Annotated in this window: 20 protein-coding genes and 1 pseudogene; 9 read left to right on the top strand and 12 right to left on the bottom strand. The window is 58.7% G+C overall.

Annotated features, from left to right (window positions below; translation table 11 throughout):
* Positions 1-176: 176 nt before the first annotated feature.
* The 6 genes from SB725_RS29900 to SB725_RS29875 all read right to left on the bottom strand — a co-directional run bounded on the left by SB725_RS29900 (position 177) and on the right by SB725_RS29875 (position 5,374).
* Positions 177-1,085, bottom strand: coding sequence for a MurR/RpiR family transcriptional regulator (locus tag SB725_RS29900; protein ID WP_410922989.1), 909 nt, complete (start codon positions 1,083-1,085; stop codon positions 177-179).
* Between the two features lie 115 nt (positions 1,086-1,200).
* A complete protein-coding gene (locus tag SB725_RS29895; RefSeq protein WP_027925171.1) occupies positions 1,201-1,965 on the bottom strand; it encodes an ABC transporter ATP-binding protein in 765 nt (254 codons plus the stop codon).
* Between the two features lie 18 nt (positions 1,966-1,983).
* On the bottom strand, positions 1,984-3,096 hold the full coding sequence (locus SB725_RS29890) for a succinylglutamate desuccinylase/aspartoacylase family protein (RefSeq protein WP_410922988.1): 1,113 nt from the start codon (positions 3,094-3,096) through the stop codon (positions 1,984-1,986).
* 9 nt (positions 3,097-3,105) lie between these two features.
* Positions 3,106-3,804: an ABC transporter permease gene (locus SB725_RS29885; protein WP_027925173.1), complete on the bottom strand. Its 699-nt coding sequence runs from the start codon at positions 3,802-3,804 to the stop codon at positions 3,106-3,108.
* Between the two features lie 13 nt (positions 3,805-3,817).
* Positions 3,818-4,507: an ABC transporter permease gene (locus tag SB725_RS29880; RefSeq protein WP_059182608.1), complete on the bottom strand. Its 690-nt coding sequence runs from the start codon at positions 4,505-4,507 to the stop codon at positions 3,818-3,820.
* A gap of 90 nt (positions 4,508-4,597) precedes the next feature.
* A complete protein-coding gene (locus tag SB725_RS29875) occupies positions 4,598-5,374 on the bottom strand; it encodes an ABC transporter substrate-binding protein (protein WP_059182609.1) in 777 nt (258 codons plus the stop codon).
* A gap of 196 nt (positions 5,375-5,570) precedes the next feature.
* Between SB725_RS29875 and SB725_RS29870 the strand changes: the two are divergent.
* Positions 5,571-5,788 (top strand): annotated as a pseudogene (locus tag SB725_RS29870) (MFS transporter); the annotation flags it as partial.
* Between the two features lie 49 nt (positions 5,789-5,837).
* Here SB725_RS29870 and SB725_RS29865 read toward each other — a convergent pair.
* Positions 5,838-6,248, bottom strand: coding sequence for a hypothetical protein (locus tag SB725_RS29865; protein WP_410922987.1), 411 nt, complete (start codon positions 6,246-6,248; stop codon positions 5,838-5,840).
* A 270-nt stretch (positions 6,249-6,518) separates the two neighbouring features.
* On the opposite strand from SB725_RS29865, the gene SB725_RS29860 reads away from it, so the two are divergent.
* From SB725_RS29860 to SB725_RS29850, 3 genes are all read left to right on the top strand, one after another.
* Entirely contained in the window at positions 6,519-7,283 is a 765-nt protein-coding gene (locus SB725_RS29860) for a tetratricopeptide repeat protein (protein ID WP_027925177.1), read from the top strand.
* 516 nt (positions 7,284-7,799) lie between these two features.
* Positions 7,800-8,351 carry a chalcone isomerase family protein gene (locus tag SB725_RS29855; protein WP_027925179.1) on the top strand — a complete coding sequence of 184 codons (552 nt, stop codon included), beginning with the start codon at positions 7,800-7,802 and terminating at the stop codon, positions 8,349-8,351.
* Positions 8,352-8,370: 19 nt separating this feature from the next.
* Positions 8,371-8,895, top strand: a complete 525-nt coding sequence (locus tag SB725_RS29850; RefSeq protein WP_027925180.1) for a DUF3833 domain-containing protein — start codon at positions 8,371-8,373, stop codon at positions 8,893-8,895.
* Positions 8,896-9,009: 114 nt separating this feature from the next.
* Here the strand turns inward: SB725_RS29850 and SB725_RS29845 are convergent, their stop codons facing one another.
* A complete protein-coding gene (locus SB725_RS29845) occupies positions 9,010-9,471 on the bottom strand; it encodes an MAPEG family protein (protein ID WP_050590225.1) in 462 nt (153 codons plus the stop codon).
* An 80-nt stretch (positions 9,472-9,551) separates the two neighbouring features.
* Positions 9,552-10,505, bottom strand: coding sequence for a hypothetical protein (locus tag SB725_RS29840; RefSeq protein WP_410922986.1), 954 nt, complete (start codon positions 10,503-10,505; stop codon positions 9,552-9,554).
* 180 nt (positions 10,506-10,685) lie between these two features.
* On the opposite strand from SB725_RS29840, the gene SB725_RS29835 reads away from it, so the two are divergent.
* Positions 10,686-11,642 (top strand): AraC family transcriptional regulator, encoded by a 957-nt coding sequence (locus SB725_RS29835; RefSeq protein WP_410922985.1) that lies wholly within the window; start codon positions 10,686-10,688, stop codon positions 11,640-11,642.
* Positions 11,643-11,717: 75 nt separating this feature from the next.
* On the opposite strand, the gene SB725_RS29830 is transcribed toward SB725_RS29835, so the two are convergent.
* The 3 genes from SB725_RS29830 to SB725_RS29820 all read right to left on the bottom strand — a co-directional run bounded on the left by SB725_RS29830 (position 11,718) and on the right by SB725_RS29820 (position 15,247).
* Positions 11,718-13,376 carry an arylsulfatase gene (locus SB725_RS29830; protein ID WP_027925183.1) on the bottom strand — a complete coding sequence of 553 codons (1,659 nt, stop codon included), beginning with the start codon at positions 13,374-13,376 and terminating at the stop codon, positions 11,718-11,720.
* Positions 13,377-13,693: 317 nt separating this feature from the next.
* Positions 13,694-14,143 (bottom strand): hypothetical protein, encoded by a 450-nt coding sequence (locus SB725_RS29825; protein WP_027925184.1) that lies wholly within the window; start codon positions 14,141-14,143, stop codon positions 13,694-13,696.
* A 126-nt stretch (positions 14,144-14,269) separates the two neighbouring features.
* Positions 14,270-15,247, bottom strand: a complete 978-nt coding sequence (locus SB725_RS29820; protein WP_027925185.1) for a LysR family transcriptional regulator — start codon at positions 15,245-15,247, stop codon at positions 14,270-14,272.
* A gap of 167 nt (positions 15,248-15,414) precedes the next feature.
* Between SB725_RS29820 and SB725_RS29815 the strand changes: the two genes are divergently transcribed.
* The 4 genes from SB725_RS29815 (at position 15,415) to SB725_RS29800 (ending at position 21,084) form a co-directional block, all read left to right on the top strand.
* Positions 15,415-17,451: an alkyl/aryl-sulfatase gene (locus SB725_RS29815; protein WP_410922984.1), complete on the top strand. Its 2,037-nt coding sequence runs from the start codon at positions 15,415-15,417 to the stop codon at positions 17,449-17,451.
* A 344-nt stretch (positions 17,452-17,795) separates the two neighbouring features.
* Positions 17,796-18,551 (top strand): transporter, encoded by a 756-nt coding sequence (locus SB725_RS29810; RefSeq protein WP_407692651.1) that lies wholly within the window; start codon positions 17,796-17,798, stop codon positions 18,549-18,551.
* A gap of 219 nt (positions 18,552-18,770) precedes the next feature.
* Positions 18,771-19,241 (top strand): LysR family transcriptional regulator, encoded by a 471-nt coding sequence (locus SB725_RS29805; RefSeq protein ID WP_410922983.1) that lies wholly within the window; start codon positions 18,771-18,773, stop codon positions 19,239-19,241.
* Entirely contained in the window at positions 19,225-21,084 is a 1,860-nt protein-coding gene (locus SB725_RS29800) for an ABC transporter ATP-binding protein (RefSeq protein WP_027925189.1), read from the top strand. The genes SB725_RS29805 and SB725_RS29800 overlap by 17 nt, the downstream gene beginning before the upstream one ends.
* Positions 21,085-21,112: the final 28 nt, after the last annotated feature.

The raw sequence follows: 21,112 nt of genomic DNA, 5'->3' as shown, positions 1-21,112 counted from the left end.
CCCCGTAGCCGCACAAGCCGGCGGATTCTGTCTTACCCGTAGGCGATGGCGCAAGGCGTTGTAGCCGTTAGGACGTTACACCGAGTGTCTTTAAACGTACGACCGGAAGCCTGTTTAAACGCATCAAATGTCGAACAGAGTTCCTGCGCCGATCGATCAGGCAAAAACGAACGAAATCACTTTTTCGCAGGCTTTCCGCTGTTAGGGAAATGCAGGTACGACATCACGCTTTCAGTCAATTCTGTCGCCAGCTTCACCGCCTCTTTATTGCGCGCCATCACGCCGGCGACCAAGCCTTCGATCAAGGCCAGCACGGCGATGTTGGAACTGGTCAGTACAGGGTGGTCGCACGGCGCAAATAGCGTGTGCTCGGCGATGCCGGTGAGGGGGGAGGCGGGTGAGTCGGTAATGGCCAGCACCGATGCGCCACGTTCATTGGCGAAGCGGGCCAGTTGCAGGGTGTCGAGGGAGTAGCGCGGCAGGGAGATCGCCAGCAAAACGTCCTGGTCGGTGATCGCGGCCAGTCGGTACGCGGCATTTTCGTTGCCGCCCTCCATGCTGATGGCCGTGGCGTCGGTACAAAAGGGCACCAGGGTCGAGGCGGCGAGGCCGGCGAAGTAAACACTGTTACCGAACCCCAGAATGTAGATTTTGCGTGCCGTGGTCAGGCGGGTGACGAACGCTTCAAAGGTGTCGGCGTGGTTGTTGGTCACCGCCGTGGCCAGGTTGCTGCTGGCACTCTGGAGTTGTTCATGCAGCCCAAATGCGCCGCCCGGGCGATGGGCCAGTTCGTTGCGCAATTTGTCGACCGGCGACACCATCTGCTGCAACGTTGCGACCAGTTCGGCCTTCATGCCGCTGTAACCACCGAGGTCCAGCGCTTTAGCCAGACGGTTGACGGCGGCGGGTGAGGTCAATGTTTCGTGAGCCATTTCCTCGATGGTCAGGGTCGCGGCTTTGAGCGGGTGACGCAGGATGAAGTCCGCCACCTTGCGCAGTGATGGAGGCAGTTCGGCAACGATTTCCGTCAGTTTTTGCATGACCGGCGCGGCGTAGACTGTGGTGTCTTTCGAAGGGGTGGGCATATCCGGCTCAACTATTCCTGAAGGTATGAGAAGGGCTGTGCCTGATGCCCTGACAAGGTTGGCTGGAGTGTATCCGAAGCCAACCCTGTCAGGGCACCGCCGAGCCGTAGCGGTGTTACTTCAAACTCCCGGCCAGAAACTGCTGAAGGCGTTCGGATTGCGGATTGACCAGCACCTCACGCGGGTCGCCGCGCTCTTCGACAACGCCTTTGTGCAGGAACACCAGTTGGTTTGAGACCTCGCGGGCAAAGCCCATTTCGTGAGTCACCACCACCATGGTCCGGCCTTCCTGCGCCAGATCCTGCATGACTTTAAGCACTTCGCCGACCAGCTCGGGGTCGAGCGCCGACGTCGGCTCATCAAACAGCATCACTTGCGGTTCCATCGCCAGTGCGCGGGCAATGGCCACGCGCTGTTGCTCGCCACCGGACATATGCGCCGGCCAGGCGTTCATGCGGTGTGCCACACCGACTTTGGCCAAGTAGTGCTCGGCCTTCTCCCGTGCCTCTTTCTTGCCCAGACCCTGCACATGCACCGGGGCTTCCATGACGTTTTCCAGGGCGCTCATGTGGGACCAAAGGTTGAAGTGTTGGAACACCATCGACAGCTGCGAACGCATGCGTTGCAACTGCTTGGGTTCGGCCGCTTTGAGCCCGCCGAGTGTGTTGGTCACCAGTTTGAGCGGTTCGCCATTGAGCACGATGTTGCCCGCATTGGGTTGCTCCAGCAGGTTGATGCAGCGCAGGAACGTACTTTTGCCAGAGCCGCTGGAACCGATGATGCTGATCACGTCACCGGCCTGAGCTTGCAAGGACACGCCCTTGAGCACCTGATGCGCACCGTAACTTTTATGCAGGTCCTGAACTTCAAGTTTGTACATGGTTTGAACTCTCTGGAGTCAGTCGCTAAGCAAGCGACCCTGGCGAATGGGGGTAGAGCCGGCAACCTTGGCCAGCCACAATCCAGGCTGGGCAAAGCGCAGCCGTTCGCGGGCATAAAGAACGCCGTCGGTGCTGGCGCGCACCACGCTATGGCGGTCGGTCAGCGGGTCGATGACTTCGAACAGCGGATCGCCGACCTTGACCTGCGCACCCAGCGGTTGCAGAAAACTCACCACGCCGGGATGCGGCGCACAGGCGTACTGCGCGCCAGCGAAGGGCACGGCCTGGCAATGGCTCGGCGGTGCCGCAGGCCAGTCACCGCTGATCAGGCCTTGATCGGCGAGGTACCCGAGAATGGCGTGTGCGCTGTCGACACATTGTTCGCGTTCGGTGTCTGCCATGCCACGCAATTCGATGGTGGTCGCCGCGCACGCCAGCGGAATATTGGCTTCAGGAAAGCGCTCAGCCAGGCGTAACCAGGCAATGGCGCAGGCTTCGTCGAACGCGCTGCCGCCCGCACCTTCGGCCAGCAGCGTGACCCCGGCACCGAGGCGTGCGGCCAGTGATTGCAGGCGTGGCCAGTGTTGCGGCATCGCATACAACAACATGATCGATTCGAAATCGCAGTGCAGGTCCAGCACCACATCGGCGTCGCAGGCCTGCTGCAGCAACAGGCGACGCAGGCCGTCGAGTTCCGAGCTCGCTGCCGGCATGGCGCCGAGGGCATCTACCATGGCACGGCGGATGAGGGCGATGTTGGCGGCGGCGTCGTCTCCCAATTGGCCCTCCAGCCGCGGTGCAACAACATCAACCAACTCCGGGAAGTCGCGATTGAAGTTTTTGCCGCTGGAGAACTCGAAGCGCCCCTGATGGGTGGCCTGGAACATCTGGGCGATACCGATCGGATTGGCCAGGGGCACCAACTCGATCACCCCGCTCAGACGGCCTTGTGCTTCCAGTTCCAGAAGACGGCGCTTGAGCTCGACAGCGACGCGCATCCCCGGCAGTTCATCGGCATGCAATGAAGCCTGGATGTACGCTTTGCGTGTGCCACTGCCAAAACGAAACAGCGTCAGCGTGCGTTCGGTGCCCGATGCACTCCACGGCAAGCGGTATTGAATGTGCTCCATAGCAGCTCCTTAGTGCTTGCGCGGTGCCAGATACGCCAGCCAGCGGCGCTCGGCCAACTTGAACAGACGCACCAGAATGAAAGTCAGGACGAGGTAGATGAGGCCGGCGGTGATAAACGCCTCGAACGGTAAATAGAACCGTGAGCTGACAGTCCGCGCGGCTCCGGTGATGTCGACGAGGGTGACGATGGACGCGAGGCTGGTGGTTTGCAGCATCATCAGCACTTCGTTGCTGTACTGCGGCAATGCCCGGCGCAAGGCCGATGGCAGGAGAATGCGGCGGTACAGGGTCTGGCGGGACATGCCCACGGCTCTGGCGGCCTCGATCTCGCCGGGGGGCGTGGATTTCAAACTGCCGGCCAGCAGTTCCGCGCTATAGGCACTGGTGTTGATCGCGAAGGCCAGACACGCGCAAAAGGTGGCGCTGGAGAGGTAAGGCCAGAGCACGCTTTGGCGAACGGTTTCGAACTGCGCCAGGCCGTAATAGATCAGGAACAATTGCACCAGCATTGGTGTGCCGCGAATCACGTAGGTGTAGAGCCAGGCCGGCAAGTTGATCAGTGGCGATCGTGAAACCCGCATCAGTGCCAGGGGTATCGCCAATACCAAACCCAGGGCCAGGGAAATGAGCAAGACTTTGAGGGTTAACAAGGCGCCATTGAAGTACAGCGGCAGGTTTTCCCAGATCAGGTTGTAGTCGAGAATCATGGGCGGTTCCCCCTCACAATTCGGCGGCTTTGATGCCGACCGAGTAGTGTTTTTCCAGATAGCGCAGCACCAGCAAGGACAGGCTGGTGAGCATCAAGTACAGCGCCGCCACTGCGAGGAAAAACGTGAACGGCTCGTGTGTGGCATCCGCAGCGTTTTTGGCTTTGAACATCATGTCCTGCAAGCCGATCACCGAAATCAGCGCGGTGGATTTGGTCAGTACCAACCAATTGTTGGTGAACCCGGGAATGGCGAAACGAATCATCTGCGGCACCAGAATTCGCCAGAACACCTGCGCACCGCCCATTCCATAAGCCACACCAGCCTCGGCTTGACCTTTGGGTATTGCCATGAAAGCGCCGCGAAAGGTTTCCGAGAGGTAGGCGCCAAAAATGAAGCCCATGGTGCAGACGCCCGCGACAAAGGGGTTGATGTCGATATAGCGGGTGTAACCGAGCGCCAGGGCCATGCGGTTCACCAGATCCTGGCCGCCATAGAAGATCAGCAGGATCAGCACCAGGTCTGGAATGCCGCGAATCAGGGTGGTGTAGCTTTCCCCGAGCAGGGCCAGCCATTTGAGCGGTGACAGCCGCAATGCCGCGCCAATCAGGCCCAGGGCAATCGCCAGGGACATGGAGGTCAGGGCCAGGTTGATGGTCAGCCAGGCGCCATCGAGAATGCTCGATCCGTAGCCGTGGAGCATGATGAAGTTCCTCAAGCGAGCGCCGCGAGGCGCGCAAGACAAGCCCCGGAAGACGCCCGCAACGGGCCATCCCCGGGGCTGGGGTAGGGCTTACTCGCCGTAGATATCGAACGCGAAGTACTTGGCCATCACTTGCTGGTACTTGCCATTGGTGCGAATGGCGTCAATCGCGGCACTCAGGCGCGCAACGTTGGCAGTGTCGCCCTTGCGCACGGCGATCCCGGCGCCCCGGCCGAAGTATTTCGGGTCGTTGATGTCCGGCCCGACCAGCGCGAAGCCCTGGCCTGCCGGTGTCTTGATAAAGCTCTCGTCGGTGGCGACGATGTCGGCGAGGGTGGCGTCCAGGCGGCCCGAGGCCAGGTCGAGGAAAGCCTCATTCTGTGAGCCGTAACGCACCACGACGACGCCGGCTTTTTCCAGTTGCTCGGTGGCAAAACGATCGTAAGTCGAGGAGCGTTGCACGCCGACTTTCTTGCCCTTCAAGTCCACCAGCGGGTCATTGATCACATTGCCGGCCTTCATCGCGAACTTGCCCGGTGTGTGGTAGTACTTTTTGCTGAAGTCCACAGACTTCATCCGGTCTTCGGTGATTGACATCGACGACAGCACGGCATCGATCTTGCGCACTTTGAGCGACGGGATCATGCCGTCGAACTCCTGAATGACCCACTCGCACTTGACCTTCATTTCTTCGCACAAGGCGTTGCCGATGTCGTAGTCGAACCCGCTGATGTTGCCCTCCGGTGTCTTGAAGGAGAAGGGTGGGTAGGCGGCTTCGATACCGATTCGCAGGCTGTCGTCATCGGCATGTGCCAGGAAGCTGAAAGCACATAGCGCCAGGGCACCTAGAAGTTCTGTCTTGTTCATTTTGTTGACTCCTTGGAGGGCATTTGAGGGATCGGGTGCCCGCCATCCGGGTTGGCGCGGTGGATCAATCCTGTGATCGGCGAAGGTATAAATGACACAATAAAATTCCATATGCAACATTACTGAAAATAAACGTATCAGTTGGGGGCGTGATAATACGCATCAAAACCCGGTCGGGGCGCTGCTGTTGGGGCGCTTGTTTTATGCGTTTGGCACCGGGCTAGGCGGCATCATCGGGCCGACGTTGTTTGGCCAGTTGATCCAGACCCAGCAGCGCAGCAGTTTGTTGATCGGGTATCTGATTGGTGCTGCGCTGATGGGTGTGGCGGCGGGGGTGCAAGCGGTTTGGGGGGGGCGGCGGAGCGCCAGGCGTTGGAACAGGTGGCCAGGCCGTTGTCGCAGGCTGGGGATTGAAGGGGATGACTATCCCCAGCCCTGTATTTCAGCGACCGCTACGCTTTGTTTAGCGACGATAGTAACGGTGCTCATCCTCGTAACGATGCTGCATGGCGCGATCCTGGCGGCGCTCCCAATCACGACGGTCCGCTTCTCGGCGGGCTTGCTCTCTGCGCCAATTATCTCTGCGCCAGTCGTCCCGGCGCCAATCGTCTCGGCGCCAGTCGTCTCTACGATCGTGCCAACGGCCGTCACGCCAATATCGGTCGTCATGGGCAAGTAACGGTCCCGTCTGCCGGCCGGCCATGCTGGCCAGGCTCGGCCAAGGGTTCTCCGCAGACTGGGCAGGCACCTGAACGGCGGTGACTTCAGTGGCGAAAACAGGGGTTGAGGTTTTCATCGGTGTGGCTGATGCCGAGCTCACTGCCGCAAACGCGAACAGGCCGAAAAGCACCATCCGTGGGACATTGAATTTCATGAGCGAAGACAACCTCTGATTGAACATTGGGCATGTGGCCAATTGGCCGAGGCAAGCCTGCGGGGGCAGGGCTGACCGAGCGAATGAGCCTATCCAGATAGACCGATAAATAGGGAAAAGTTCTAAAGGGCCGTGGTTTAAATAGCCCCCGTCGCAGCAGGAACTTCAGGGTGTTGGCCCGGTCAATAGCCGCCCTGTATCGCAAACGCCGAGCAGCGCTGTGGCCTGTTTAACGGCAGTGCCTTCCGAGTTCTGCCGAGTCCGCCCCTGATGCCAACCACGTGTTTTCTGCCCGGCCTCATCCTGGTGTTCTGCGCTGTCGCGTCGTTTTGTTCGGTTGCTGCCGAGCGAAGTGCGACCGCGCAAAGCAACAGCGCATCCACCGCCCTGATCGAAACAGCCTCGCAGCAGTATGGAAATGGCCAACTGGACCAAGCCGCCGCCACGCTGGAGCGTGCCCTGCATATCCAGCCGAACAATCCCGCGACGCTGCATTACCTCGGTGTGTTGCGTCTTCAGCAGGGGCAATACCAGCAGGCTGAAACTTTGGCGGCGCGCTCGAACCTGCGGGTCGGGCGCAACGTCGAGTTGCGCAACCGCAACTTCCAACTGATTCAGGCGGCGCAACAGGCTCAATCTTCGGGTATTCCACCCACTGCCAAAGACGATCAGGTCGCAGTGCGGCAAGCGCTGGAAGCGGAGACCCAACGGCGCCGCGAAGCGCAGAGGGCGGCGGTTGAGCAATCGGTTGCAGACACTGGGCGTGACGCGGGCAACTTCGCCCGCGCACAGGCAGATGTGGCATCGGATTCACCGACGGCAGGCAGATTTCAGCCCGTAGGAGCGGGGCAAATGACTTCCGTCGAGCCAGAGCCCGCCTACGATGAACTTGAGATTCCACGCGGCCACATGCCGCCACCGGGTAAATGCCGAATCTGGTTTCCTGGTCGCCCGCCGGGGCATCAGCCCCCACCCGGCAAATGCAAGAAACTGCGGGATCGGGTTCCTTCAGGGGCTTATTTGGTGCGCGGTTGAGTTCGCTTGCGATTAAGGACTTATCCTCCCTTTGCGCATTCAAACGCCATTACATTGATGCCAGGTTGCCTATGGCTGTCGATCTTCATGAGTGGCTGGAAAGCGTGAAGGACGCGCAATCCTTCATTGGAAACTCCCCTCTGCTTTTTATTGTACGTACTGGATAAGTTTGTAGATGTTTTGTGCAAGGCAGGCCTAAAAAGCCAACTGACAATGGCCGCTTCAGCACCTGTTGCTGACCTCCAGATCGCCAGAAGACGCTGCCGGCATCATTAATGCGTGCCAAAGCCAACCCCTGGCACCCCTCATGGGTGGACTATTTTCGTGACATTGTGCCTGTCGCTCGCCTCTTTTTTAGGCGCAGATCGCGTTCGAATGCGTGTCAATCAAGTCATTTGGCCGAGGGCGGTGGTGGCCGTTCTTGTGGGTGCCGTCGAGTTTGAGACGATAGCTGTACAAAATAATTATTTGGTATAACTTTTAAGGGCGCCTATTGAGTCATTTCGAGGGCTTTGCATGACCAGGCAGACGGGCCGCTTAATCCACCACGCTATCTGTTTTGTTCTGATGCTCCAAAGCGCAGAACTCTTTGCTGATTGGCGCGAGGCTGTTCCCAATGCTCGTCGGCTGGGTTACGGCGAGATGCGCGTATTCGGGTTTTCCATTTACAGCGCGCAGTTCTGGAGCTCACGCCTCATTGCCGGTGAAACGCTGGATGCGGATGCGCCTTTTGCGCTGGAGCTGACCTACAGTCGCGCCATTAGTCGCGATGATCTGGTGGAGGCCAGCATCAAGGAAATCCGTCGCCTGTCGCCCAACACTGTGAATTCAAAGCTCATGGCCCGCTGGGAGTCGGAGATGTTTCAAGCGTTTGTCGATGTGCGTGCCGGTGACCGCATCACCGGCGTTTATATGCCTGGAGAAGGCGCACGTTTTTACGTCGGTGAGCACCTTCGGCATGTGGTGAGAGATGTCGCGTTCGCCAAAGCTTTTTTTTCGATATGGCTTGACCCCCGAACACGTAACCCGGAGCTGCGCGCCCAATTGCTGGGTGCAGCTAAACCCTGAGACCGTTGAGGAAATGCGCATGTTGAAGATAGGGATACTGCTGCTGTGTATTGGCCTTGCCAGTTGCAGCCGGGTGGATGTGCAAACCTACAGCCAGGAGACGCCCAAGCTTGAGTTGAGAGAATTCTTCGAGGGGCGGGTTGAAGCCTGGGGCATGTTTCAAAAGCGTTCTGGCATGGTCGCCAAGCGCTTCCACGTGGAGATCATTGGCCACTCCGAAGGTAGCAGGCTGATACTCGACGAATCATTTACGTACAGCGACGGTACGAAGCAAAAACGAGTGTGGACGTTAACCCCGGTTGGCTCCAGTCAGTGGCGCGGAACCGCTGGCGACGTGGTGGGCGAGGCGCTTGGTGAGGTGGCAGGCAATACACTGCGCTGGAATTACGTGCTGAGGCTACCGGTGGATGGCAAGGAGTATGAGGTTCAGTTAGACGACTGGATGTACCTTATGGACAAGAACACCCTGATCAATCGCTCGTTCATGACCAAGTTCGGGGTGGAGGTAGGCCAGATCACCTTGTTCTTCCGCAAGCAACCTTGATTCAAAAACAGCGGCGCCACGCTGCTTTTTGGCTGGCGCTACGCCTCGGATAAAATTCGTTCAGTGTTCATCGCCACTACAAAGCGTGCGGGTCAATTCCGATGCAAACGGTGGTCAGGACGAATGCAAATAATGGGTCAAGTCGAGCGCCATTTCGCCGCCATGAACGGCGGCGATGACAATGAGCGCAAGAAAGCAGAGCAACTGAACGCTAAAGAAAGTAAACCGAACGGCCACGAAGGCATCGGTTTGCACATGGCAGACGTGCACCAGCGATTGGCACACGCGAGCGATCAGCACGCACAGGCTCAAGTAGTTCACCGCAGGCCCGTTGATGTCGAGGGCTGAAATCATCCAGACGATGACGGCAAAGACCGGCAGGTTTTCCACGCAGTTGGCGTGTGCCCTGGTTCCGCGCCGATACCAGTCCTCGCCTTCGAGTTGATCGCTGCGGAAAGAGGCGATCGGCACATTCGAGAACAGGATGGCGCCCCAGCGATACACGCCGACGGTGGCCATCAACAGCAGCAACGTCCAGGTCGCAAATCCCAGCAGCATCCACATCGGTATCGTCATGGCCGCCATCCTCCACAGATCGCTGTCAGCACGTTATCGCGCAGCGCGCGGCCGATGGGCAGTCGGTCGCGCGCGGTCACTCAGTGGCTCATGATCGGTGCCAGTGCGGACTGAATCCTGGCCATCTGTGCGGGCGTGGTCATGCTTGTCAGCAGCCGGCCAAAGTGGGGATGCTGCACGCCCGAAATAATGTATTGCCAGCGGTAGGCGCCCAGCACGCCGGCCTTGATGTGCGCGGTCTCGTGGGCACTGAGTGTTCTGGGCACATTGCCAATGAAGTACTCGGCATCGGCGGCCGATTGTGCCTGCAGGATGGCGTCGACGGCGCCTACCAGCGCAATCAGGTCATTCACCGCCTGGTCGCAGTCGGCCGGCGTGAGTTTCGTGTGCTCGGCCTTCCACTCCAGTTCATCGAGTACGACGTGCCGGCTTTCATCCTTCCAGTGAAATTTGAAGACGTCCTTGAACAGCGGGCACAACTCCTCGCGCGGGGCGATGCTTTTCGTGTAGTGCGTTTGTACAAACAGCTCGATATGGCAGGTCAGCGCCAGCACCGACCAGGTGCTGGCCGCCAGTACCGCACGCGCCACATCGTTGGCATCGGCCACTTGGCGATAGCCTGCGGGCAAGCGCGAGTCCAGCATTGTTTCCATGCGCCGGAACAGCTCCTGGTGCTTGATCTCGTCGTTGGAAAAACGCACCAGCGCTTCGAGGGCGAGCTGATCATCAAAGACATGGGCGCGCCCCTGATCGAGCATCTTGGCACTGATAAAACGCTCGACCAGGCCAAAGAGGTACGCATAGGTCCGGCCCTGAATCTGACTGAGCAGGCGCGCCTCGTCCGCGGCGAGAAAGGTCAGGCGGTCGATCTGCGACAGCCCGTCGGGCAGGAATTTGCGCGAGAAGTCGAAACGACGGTCCCGGAGCAAATCGCGATCGATCTGCCATTCCGATTTTTTCGATGATTTGACCATTTGCGCATAACGGGCGGCATTGCCTGAATCCGGGCCGGGTATGGTCGTGAGGGTATTCATATCGATCTCCTGCTGTGGGGCCGCTACGGTTGACGTCGGAACCCTTCGCCATGGGTGAGCCTCTGGGCTCGTCTCGGTCGCCGGGTCCGCGTTGGTGCTAATCTAGGTGTCGCCTTTGCGGCCGTGAATGCCCCGTACGCCTGATTACCTGCTCCGGGCTCCGGAAGGGAGGGTTGGCACATGCTGGATGCGCTTTCTGATGTTTTGCGAGTGATTCGGCTGTCTGGAGGGGTGTTCCTCGAGGCGGAGCTCACCGCGCCCTGGTGCATTAACGGCAGGCTCTCGGCGGATGACTGCAGCCCGTTCCTGGCGGCGCCCCGACACGTCATGTCATCGCATTTTGTCGCGGCGGGGCACATGCAAATAAGCATCGACGGTGGTGCCGCCATCGACGTGGGGGCCGGCGAACTCGTGCTGCTTCCGCGCAATGACGCTCATTCGTTTGGCAGCGACCTGAGCATTGAGCCCATGCTGGTGAAGGACGTTATCCAGCCGCCGGAAGTCGGCGCGATTTCACGGATCAACTGCGGCGGGGGCGGCGAGGCCACACAGTTATTGTGCGGATTCCTCGGCTCTGAAACGCCCTTCAGTCCGTTGCTGTCGTCGCTGCCATCCTTGTTGAAACTGGACTTGCGCGCGACGGCTTCGGGCGCCTGGATCGAAAGCTCCTTCCGTTTCGCGGTCAGTGAGATAGCGGCGGGGCGCGTCGGCTCGACAACGGTCATCGCCAAGCTCTCGGAATTGTTGTTTGTCGAGGCCGTCAGCCAGTATGTCGCCAGCCTCCCCGCGGAGCGGCGCGGCTGGCTGGCAGGGTTGCGAGACCCGCACATCGGGCGCGCACTGGCGCTGCTCCATGCCCGGCCAACCGACAGCTGGACGGCAGAAGCCCTGGCTCAGGAGGTGGGCATGTCGCGCTCGGTGTTTGCGGAGCGATTCACGGCATTGGTCGGACAGCCACCGATGCAATACCTGACCCTCTGGCGTATGCACGTGGCGGCTCAACAGCTGCGCGAGGGTCGCGGTAATGTGGCGCAGATCGGCTTTGCCGTCGGCTACGAATCCGAAGCCGCGTTCAGTCGCGCCTTCAAGCGCCAGTTCGGCACATCCCCTGGCACTTGGCGCAGACAATCGGCATGAGCCGTGACGGCTCGCTAGGGTCAAACAGGGCGAAGTGGCGGCCTCTGATGAAGCCGCCCTGTTTCGCCTGTTTGATCAGTTGCCGTTTGGCATCGACAAGTTGATGCCTTCTTTTTTCAGCGCATCACGTACGTATTGGAATTTCTGGTACTGCGACAGTTCGATCGGCCCGTCATAACCCATGCTTTGCAGTTTGCGTGGCGGGTAATCGACGTAGGTTTTCATCAGCTTCATGATCGCTGCCGTGATCGGCACCATCGTCCAGGTGCGCTCGGTGAAGTTGTTCATGAACAGGTCATAACGCTCTTGCGGGTCTTGCCACAAATCGAAGACTTGCGGCACGGTGGCGACATATTTTTCGGCGCCTTTCCACCCCAGGTTGGAGTCCACCGCCAGACCACCGGTTACTGCGCCATCGTCGCCGCGCAGGTTGAACACGGCCTTGTAGTTCCCGACACGGGCCGCCCCCGGCGACAATTCGTTCTCGGTAAAGTAGAACCACTCCTTGCGTGGAGAAGGGCCACTGGCAGTGAGTACGGGAGTCATATCGTAGCTGTCGAAGATGATCGGCTGACCTTCACGATCTTTCTCGGGCAGCTTCACGCCAGCAACCGAGGCGAAGGTGGCCATCAAATCCAGGCCCCCGAGTAACTCGTGGTTTTTGGTGTCTGGCTTGATCTTGTCTGGCCAGACGGCAATGGCGGGCACCCGGTTACCGCCTTCACGCACCGTGCCCTTGGTTCCGCGGAACGGGGTGTAACCGGCATCCGGATACACATCCTGCCAGGCACCATTGTCCGTGGTGTAAACCACCAACGTGTTCTTATCCAGGCCGAGCGCCTTGAGCTTGTCCATGATCCGACCGATGTGAGTGTCGAGTTCGACGATCGAGTCGGCGTACTTGGACTTGGACATGGACTTATGAATGAACTCCGGTGCCGGCATGTTGGGCTGGTGCACTTTCATGAAGTTGATGTTGATGAAAAAGGGCTTGTCCGATTTGGCCGCGGTGTCGAGAAACTCCAGCGCGGCTTTTTCGACGTAGTTGTCAAAGAACGGAATGCCGACCACGCCGGGCTTGCCGTCAACCACAGGCGTGTCGACGTACTGGCCGTTGATCTTGAATTCCTCGACCGGTTTTTCACCCGCCTTGCCGGACAACGCGCCTTTGGTCACCCGTTGAAACATGGCGCGGGTTTCCGGGTCCATGTCGGGGAACCAGGTCGGGTCAGCGTAGGTGTAGGCATTGAGGTGGTACAGGCCGACGTATTTCATCACGTCATAACCCTGCGCGTTGGGTAGCGCATAGTCGGCTTCGCCCAAATGCCATTTGCCGGTGAAATAGGTGTCGTAGCCACCGGTTTTCAACACCGATGCCAACGTCCACTCGGCGGCGGGCAGACCACCGCCCTGGCCCTGGAAGGCCACGGTCGTCATGCCGCTACGGTTGGGGATTCGCCCGGTTTGCATGGCCGCGCGACCGGGTGTGCAGCTGGGCTGGGCATAAAACGAGTAAAAAGTGACACCTTCTGCCGCCAACTGATCGATGCTCGGCGTGGGCATGCCTCGACCGACGCCACCGCCGTAGGGGCCCAGGTCGCCATAGCCGGTATCGTCGGAGACGATAAACAGAATGTTGGTCTTTTCCGTTTGGGCCGCGTGGGCCAGTCCGTTGAATGACAAAAGCGCAGCAAACACAATAGATAGCCTGAAACGATCCGATAGCTGTTTCATACCAGGATTCCTCGTTGTTTCATGGTGCTGGCAACCGGGCGATGAGTGCACAACAACATTGACCCTTGGTGCATTGACCACCGAGCAATTAGCCTAGGTTCTGCGTACAGAATCATTTTCCCCTTGTGATATGACCCTCCACAGATACAGGCGCAGGAAAAGTCTAGTGCGTTTTTTTCAAGTAGACGGGGCGATTGCGATGTTGGGGTGGTGTATGTAACGCCAGGATTACAACCCGAATAAATCCCAACCAAGAATACAATCGCCACATACAGCCCGACTCGACTCGACTCGACTCAACAGTGACTAGAGGTGCTTTATCGAGTCGCGTGCGCCACATCGCCACAGAAAATATCGGCGCTGCCATCCTCGGGTGAAGTACGCACGACAATGGAGTACTTGCCAGATAACAGGTCTGGCATTTTTATCGGCGCGCTTCTGTAAAAGGTCCATCCGCCGGTCCCCGCATTGGGTTCGGTATTGACCTTATCGTTCATGGCGAACGCGGCAGGCCCGGGTTGCTGGCAACTACCTTTGTTGATGAAGGTGTAGAGGCGCGGGGGCAGGATGGTTCCGTTTGGAACGCCGGTTATGTAGAAGTCAAAGTTGGTTTGATTGCCTTCGCCAGTCAAAGTGGTCGTGGCGGTATGACCGGGGTTCCTCTGGGTCGCTGTCAAAGGAAGATTCATTGACGGGTTTGATGAGTGGGTGCAGCCGAAGAGACTTGCGGTGATCAATAGTGCTGACAGGGGGGGACAGAGTTTCATTGCCAACCTCCAATAGTGGAAGAAGTGCGGTGGGGGGACTCTTGGGTATAGCTCATGCACGCGGCGTTGCGTTCTTGAATATCCCGCGCTGTCGCCAAAGTGCATGATATTTCGGCAGGCGAACCACTAACCTTGATCTTTTTTCACTGCGCTTGTCATTTGGGCCAGAACGGTTTCACGCTGACAAATTTCCTCTTCGACACCCCTCACTTCGTTCATGTAAACCTCGACGGCGGGCGGCAGTGAGCGCTCTTTCAGGTAGATAAAACCATAGCGGGTGCGCAGGGCGAGGTCATGGAGGATTAATGGTACGACCTCGCCGGCGAGGAACTCTCGCTCAAAAGTCGATAAATTCCCTACCGCGAGGGCGTTACTGTTCTCGACGAATTTAACGATTTGCATGGGCACGTCTATTTCAATTGCCGGTACAAAATCACCGTTCACTGCATCGTATGCACCGGCACAGCCCAACGTTGCCGGGAGTAAGTGGCTGGACAGTCGCAGCGGAATACGCGAAGCCACCCAGGGATAATCGAGTGTTTGCGCCAACGTCAATGCACGCTTTTGCGAAAGCAGAGGATGGCCGGGCCGACAAAACAAGCGTCCCTGGTGCTCACCCAACAACTCACAGGTGAATTCGTCCCGCCCCTCCAGGGTGCTGATTTCGGCAATCCCCAAATCCACTACGCCGGTCGCGACCTGATGAGCCACGTCACGCCATCCGGCAACATGGGCCGTGACTTTGATGTGCGGATGCCGGGCGTGCAGCCGCGCGATGCTGGTGTATCCGCTGGTCATACTTGGATAGGGACCCAAGGCCACTTTCAGCGCTCCGATATCACCTCCCGCCAGCAAGGCAATGTCACGCCGCAAATCTTCCTCGGCCACTAACAAGCGTCGACTTTTTTCACGAAGCAAATGACCGAACGCCGTCAGCGCAATGCCTTCAGGGCGTCGGTCGAACAGCGTGACGCCCAGTTCATTCTCCAGCAACTGGATGCTTTTGCTCAGTGCCGGCTGGGAAACCCCTAACGCTTTGGCCGCTCGACCAAAGTGCGCATGTTCAATCAATGCCAAAAACTGACGTAAGCGACGGGGTGTCATCTCATAACCTTTATGTTATCGAAACTCACTGAAACGGAATTTTTCGTAATGAGATGAATATGCTATTCATGGCCTGGCGGGTCAAGTTGACGCGTACCCAAACAATAAAATCGAGCGCAATTGTCCGCATTGACGCTCTTGGCAGCCCTTGGTACAGGAACCCCCTCATGCACAACAAGACCCTTCATCTGGCACTGGCAATGACGCTGGGCTGTGGCGTTAGTCCTGGCATTTTTGCTGCCGATGCAAACGGCGCAAGTTCTGATCCTTCCGCAACAAAAAGTGCGCACTTCGATACCAAAGGCAAACCGCCTTCGGCCTACACGATCGAACTGCAAAACGGTGTACGCAAGACACTTCCGTTCGGTGATAAACGAGATTTTGAAGAGGCCAGGAAAGGTTTTATTGCGGCACCGACCTACAACAAGATCATGGCCGAAGCCGGAAATGTCGCCTGGAACATGGGCAGCTATGACTTCCTGCTCGACGGCAAGGACTACGACAGCATCAACCCGTCGTTGCAGCGTCAGGCGATACTCAATATGGCCTTCGGTCTGTACGAGGTGGTTCCGGACAAGATTTACCAAGTGCGCGGGTTTGACCTGGCGAACATCACGTTCATCAAGGGCGATACGGGCTGGATTGTGTTCGACACGCTGATGTCGAAGGAAACCGCCAAGGCTGCGCTGGACTTTATCAATGAAAAAATCGGCAAGCGCCCGGTCGTAGCGGTGGTGATCTCTCACTCCCATGCCGACCACTTCGGTGGCGTGCGCGGGTTGGTCGACGAGGCCGATGTGCGCAGCGGCAAAATTCCGCTGATAGCACCCACCGGTTTCATGGAACATGCCGTGGCTGAAAACGTCTACGCCGGTAACGCAATGACCCGGCGGGCATTTTTCCAATATGGCGTGTTGTTGCCGCACAGTCCGTATGGCCACGTCGACATGGCCATCGGAAAAAATGCGTCCATCGGCAACATGGGCCTGATCGAACCCAATCGCTATATCTCGAAAGATTTCGAGACCCTGACGATCGACGGCGTGGAAATGGAATTTCAAAGTACGCCGGGCACCGAAGCGCCAGCGGAGATGAATACCTGGTTCCCGCAGTTCAAGGCATTCTGGGCCGCGGAAAACATCGTCGGCACCATCCATAACATTTACACCCTGCGCGGTGCTCTGGTCCGTGATCCGCTGGTCTGGTCGAAGAACATCAACAACGCTTTGTATCGCTACGGACAGCAGGCGGACGTCATGTTCGCCGCGCACAGTTGGCCACGTTGGGGCAATGAGCGGATTCAGGACATCATGCGCGCGCAACGCGACGCCTACGCCAACCTGAATAACGCCGTGCTGCACGCGGCCAACCAGGGCGTCACCATCAACGAGATTCACAACGTCTATAAATTGCCAGACAGCCTGAAAAACAACTGGGCGACCCACAGCTACCACGGCTCCGAAGAGCACAATAGCCGCGCCGTGATCAACCGCTACCTCGGTTACTGGGATGCCAACCCGGCGACGCTGATGCCGCTGTCACCAAAGGATTCGGCACCGCTGTACGTGGAAATGATGGGGGGCTCAGAGAAGATCATGACCAAGGGCAAATCCTTGTTCGATCAGGGCAAATACCGCGAAGCCTATGAAATTCTCAATAAGCTGGTGTATGCCGAACCCCAGAACACCGAGGCCAAGGACTTGCTTGCGGACGTCTATGAGCAGGTCGGTTATCAGAAGGAAAGTGCAGGGGTGCGCAACAGCTTCCTTGCGGCGGCGTATGAGTTGCGCAACGGCATGCCAAAGGGTGTACCGCCCAAAACCACCGGGCCTGACATGATTCGCGCCATGAGTACCGAGTTGTGGCTGGAGTACCTGGGCATCGCGCTGGATGGCAGCAAAGTGGCGGATCAACACTTCGTCTTGAATCTCAAGACGCCCGACAACGGTGAGCAGTTTGTGGTTGAGTTGAGCAATTCAACTCTGACCAATATCAAGGGGCAGCAAGCGAAAAATGCCGACCTTACGATCACCCTTGATCGTGCTGATCTTGAAGGCGTAATGGCGAGGAAAACCAGCTTCGCTCAACTCGTTGGGGCCGGCAAAGCCACGTTCGTGGGCAATCACAAATCTTTCGAACAGTTGATGGCCGCCATTACCCCGTTTACCCCCACCTTTGAACTGCTGCCCGGCACGCAGCAGTAACCATCAGGGCCGCGTTTTTTCTGTTGAGGCTGAAGCTACCTCGCGCACCTGCTGACACCAGGTGCGCGAGGTGCGCAAAACCGACATGACGTTGGTGGCCTGGCGGGTGAGGGTGCCCTCAATGCCGCGTGCCTGATTCAAGTACTGGAAGGCTGGGCGCCCTGGTTTGGCGGTTTTCAGCTCTACTACCCGAGTCGACGTGCGAGATTCGGGAAAATTGCACATTGATCACTGTTGCCTACGCTTATCTCTTGCTTTGTCGATTCAGGTGATGAGCAATGGATTTAATACAGCGATGGAGTTACACCTCTACGGCACTGTTCGCTTCATTGTGCTTCGTGCCCATGGCCCAGGCTGAGGACTCGGCAGAATTGGCCAAACAAGCCCTCAACCCGGTGGCAGCCATGTACAGCCTGCCGGTGCAGTACAACTGGGACCAGAAAATGGGGCCGACCGGAGAGGGCATGCACAGCGTGACCAATATTCAGCCGGTCCTGCCATTTACCCTCAATGACGACTGGAACCTGATTTCACGCACGATCCTGCCGGTCATTGATCAACATGGTTTGGCACCTGACGGCGCGGCGGACAAGTCCGGTGTTGGCGATATCACCCAGAGCTTTTTCTTCTCGCCGAAAAAGCCCACGGACAGTGGCTGGATACTCGGCGTCGGCCCGGCAATATTGATTCCTACCGGCAGTGATGAATTGCTCAGTAGCGAGCAGTGGGGCATCGGCCCGACCGCGGTTGCGCTGAAACAGGCCAATGGCTGGACGCACGGGATACTCGCCAACCACATCTGGGGGCTGGACGGCAGCCCGCCGGACAACAAGGAAAAGGTCAACCAGACCTTCCTGCAACCGTTCCTTTCCTATACAACCAGCACCCTCACGACCTACGGGGTGAACACTGAGTCCACCTATAACTGGCAGTCACGCGAATGGTCCGTGCCGGTCAATCTGACGGTCACACAACTGTTGAAAATCAGCGGGCAACCCCTGACGGTGCAAGCCGGGCCACGGTACTGGCTCGACAGCCCGGATGACGGGCCACAGGGGTGGGGGTTTCGTTTTGCGGTGACGTTGTTGTTTCCACGCTGAGAGGGAGGGCGACTGCTAGAGGTGAATCATGGACCCTCGCCGGGTTGACCGGAGGGTGTGCCCAGGGCGATCACGATGAATTCATCACCGCCAGAACGGCCGATGATGTCACTGGCGCTGAGGCCATGCTGCAATTGGGTGGCCACACTGCGCCTGCCCCTATGAACATGCTCGATAACCTCAGCGCCCTGAAAAATATTCGCCCGTGCCGCGCAGACCTTGGGCTTCACCGAGGCCGGCAATCAACTGGGGCTTTCGTCATCGGCCATCGGCAAGACGGTGGCGCGGCTTGAGCAGCGCTTGGGTGTGCGTTTGTTTCATCGCAGTACGCGCGGCATTCAACTGACCGACGAAGGGCAGCAGGTGCTCGACGCCTGCCAGCGAATGTTCAATGAGCTGGAAACCATGGAGGCGGAGCTTGCCCGATCCCGCGTGGTGCCCCGTGGCCGGCCAGCCCCTTTCACTCGCCGAAGCTGCGGGTGTTTGTCGACTTCATGGCCCAGCATCTGCTGGCGGCGTCCGCTGAGGCAACACCTTCGGCGTCGCTCAACGTTTCGCCGATGCGGCGCACGGCCTGAAATCTTGCCAATAGCGTCTACCTCAACGTCGCAAAACCCTCAAAGCAACCGTTCAATGGCAGAATTCCCTCAACTTGACCGTTTTGGAGAACACCATGCTTCGTGCGTTTGAACGAAGGCTCGACCCTTTTCCTCCTGATGAGGTGCCACCACCGCCCGCCGGCCTGGCTCGCTTCCTGTGGGCCTGCACGCGGGGCGCCCGCGGTTACATTCTTGCGCTGGCGCTGCTCAGTGCCGCTGTGTCGATTTACGAAGCCTGGCTGTTTTCCTTCCTCGGCCAGGTCGTGGACCTGCTCTCGACCTGGCAGGCCGGCGGTGAAGCGGCTGCGCAGGAAAGTCGCGTGTTGTGGGGCATCGGCATCGTCATGGTGACCAGTGTCGGGCTGGTGGCGTTGCGCACCATGGTGCAGCACCAGATCTTGGCGATTAACTTGCCGTTGCGGCTGCGCTGGGACTTCCATCGCCTGATGCTGCGGCAAAGCCTTTCGTTTTTTTCCGATGAGTTTTCCGGCCGCGTCACGACCAAGGTGATGCAGACGGCGCTGGCCGTGCGCGACGTGCTGTTCACCCTGATCGAGATCGCACCCGGGATCGGGGTGTATTTCATCGCGATCATCGCCCTGGCCGGCGGCTTCGCCCTGAAACTGATGCTGCCGTTCATTGCCTGGGTCGCGTTGTTCGGGCTGGCCATGCTGTACTTCGTGCCTCGCCTGGGGAAAGTCGGGCAGGAACAGGCCAATGCGCGGTCGATGATGACCGGGCGTATCTCGGACGCCTACACCAACATCACGACGGTGAAACTGTTCTCCCACTCCAATCGTGAAGCGCATTTCGCGCGTGCCGCGATGGAGGATTTCAAGCAAACCGGCTTTCGTCAGATGCGCCTGGTCAGCCAGTTCGAGATCGTCAACCAGGCGTTGGTGGTGGGTTTGATCATGGCAGCCGGTGGCTATGCACTGTGGCTCTGGCACCAGGGTGAGGTTGGCGCAGGTGCCGTGGCGGCCATCACCGCCATGGCGTTGCGTATCAATGGCATGTCGCACTGGATCATGTGGCAAATGACCTCGCTGTTCGAGAGCATCGGCACCGTGCAGGATGGCATGGCCACCTTTACCCGCGGTCCCAAAGTGAAGGATGCCCCGGACGCGGGCGTGCTGGTGACCTCCGGTGGCGCGGTCACCTTCGATAACGTGAGCTTCAACTACAACGGCGAACGCCAGGTGCTCGATGGCCTGAGCCTGAGCATCCGCGCGGGCGAAAAAATCGGCCTGGTGGGCCGCTCCGGCGCCGGCAAATCCACGCTGATCAACCTGCTGCTGCGCTTCTATGACGTCGACAGCGGGGAGATTCGCATCGACGGCCAGAACATCGCACACGTGACGCAAGACAGCCTGCGCGGCGCCATCGGCATGGTCACGCAGGACACCTCGCTGCTGCACCGTTCCATTCGCGACAACATCGCCTACGGCCGTCCCGATGCGAGCGACGCACAAATTCGCACCGCCGCGGCCAATGCCCAGGCCCACGAGTTCATCAGCCAACTGAGCGACCGGCAAGGTCACTCCGGCTACGACACCTTGGTGGGCGAGCGCGGCATCAAGCTGTCGGGCGGCCAGCGCCAGCGCGTCGCGATTGCCCGGGTGATGCTCAAGAACGCCCCGATCCTGCTACTTGACGAGGCTACCAGCGCGCTGGATTCGGAGGTCGAAGTCGCGATTCAGGAAAGCCTCGATGAAATGATGCAGGGCAAGACCGTGATCGCGATTGCTCATCGGCTGTCCACGATTGCGGCCATGGACCGGCTCATCGTCATGGATGACGGACGCATCATCGAGCAGGGCACCCACACCGAACTGCTGGGGAAGAACGGCCTCTATGCGCGGCTGTGGGAGCATCAAAGCGGCGGGTTTTTGGGTGAGGATATGGGGCTGGTCGAGGCGATGGATCAGGTGTGAGCGTGGAGGGGCTTTCCAGGCGGTGTCG

It is taken from the genome of Pseudomonas sp. SIMBA_041 (assembly GCF_046535095.1).
GTDB lineage: Bacteria > Pseudomonadota > Gammaproteobacteria > Pseudomonadales > Pseudomonadaceae > Aquipseudomonas > Aquipseudomonas mucoides.
Note: the sequence above shows the minus strand (reverse complement) of the source record. Positions and strands in the feature narration are given on the sequence as shown.

Coding starts and splice junctions, on each gene's coding strand:
- SB725_RS29900 (WP_410922989.1), bottom strand. CDS start 1,085: ATGCCCACCCCTTCGAAAGACACCACAGTCTACGCCGCGCCGGTCATG.
- SB725_RS29895 (WP_027925171.1), bottom strand. CDS start 1,965: ATGTACAAACTTGAAGTTCAGGACCTGCATAAAAGTTACGGTGCGCAT.
- SB725_RS29890 (WP_410922988.1), bottom strand. CDS start 3,096: ATGGAGCACATTCAATACCGCTTGCCGTGGAGTGCATCGGGCACCGAA.
- SB725_RS29885 (WP_027925173.1), bottom strand. CDS start 3,804: ATGATTCTCGACTACAACCTGATCTGGGAAAACCTGCCGCTGTACTTC.
- SB725_RS29880 (WP_059182608.1), bottom strand. CDS start 4,507: ATGCTCCACGGCTACGGATCGAGCATTCTCGATGGCGCCTGGCTGACC.
- SB725_RS29875 (WP_059182609.1), bottom strand. CDS start 5,374: ATGAACAAGACAGAACTTCTAGGTGCCCTGGCGCTATGTGCTTTCAGC.
- SB725_RS29865 (WP_410922987.1), bottom strand. CDS start 6,248: ATGAAATTCAATGTCCCACGGATGGTGCTTTTCGGCCTGTTCGCGTTT.
- SB725_RS29860 (WP_027925177.1), top strand. CDS start 6,519: ATGCCAACCACGTGTTTTCTGCCCGGCCTCATCCTGGTGTTCTGCGCT.
- SB725_RS29855 (WP_027925179.1), top strand. CDS start 7,800: ATGACCAGGCAGACGGGCCGCTTAATCCACCACGCTATCTGTTTTGTT.
- SB725_RS29850 (WP_027925180.1), top strand. CDS start 8,371: ATGTTGAAGATAGGGATACTGCTGCTGTGTATTGGCCTTGCCAGTTGC.
- SB725_RS29845 (WP_050590225.1), bottom strand. CDS start 9,471: ATGACGATACCGATGTGGATGCTGCTGGGATTTGCGACCTGGACGTTG.
- SB725_RS29840 (WP_410922986.1), bottom strand. CDS start 10,505: ATGAATACCCTCACGACCATACCCGGCCCGGATTCAGGCAATGCCGCC.
- SB725_RS29835 (WP_410922985.1), top strand. CDS start 10,686: ATGCTGGATGCGCTTTCTGATGTTTTGCGAGTGATTCGGCTGTCTGGA.
- SB725_RS29830 (WP_027925183.1), bottom strand. CDS start 13,376: ATGAAACAGCTATCGGATCGTTTCAGGCTATCTATTGTGTTTGCTGCG.
- SB725_RS29825 (WP_027925184.1), bottom strand. CDS start 14,143: ATGAAACTCTGTCCCCCCCTGTCAGCACTATTGATCACCGCAAGTCTC.
- SB725_RS29820 (WP_027925185.1), bottom strand. CDS start 15,247: ATGACACCCCGTCGCTTACGTCAGTTTTTGGCATTGATTGAACATGCG.
- SB725_RS29815 (WP_410922984.1), top strand. CDS start 15,415: ATGCACAACAAGACCCTTCATCTGGCACTGGCAATGACGCTGGGCTGT.
- SB725_RS29810 (WP_407692651.1), top strand. CDS start 17,796: ATGGCCCAGGCTGAGGACTCGGCAGAATTGGCCAAACAAGCCCTCAAC.
- SB725_RS29800 (WP_027925189.1), top strand. CDS start 19,225: ATGCTTCGTGCGTTTGAACGAAGGCTCGACCCTTTTCCTCCTGATGAG.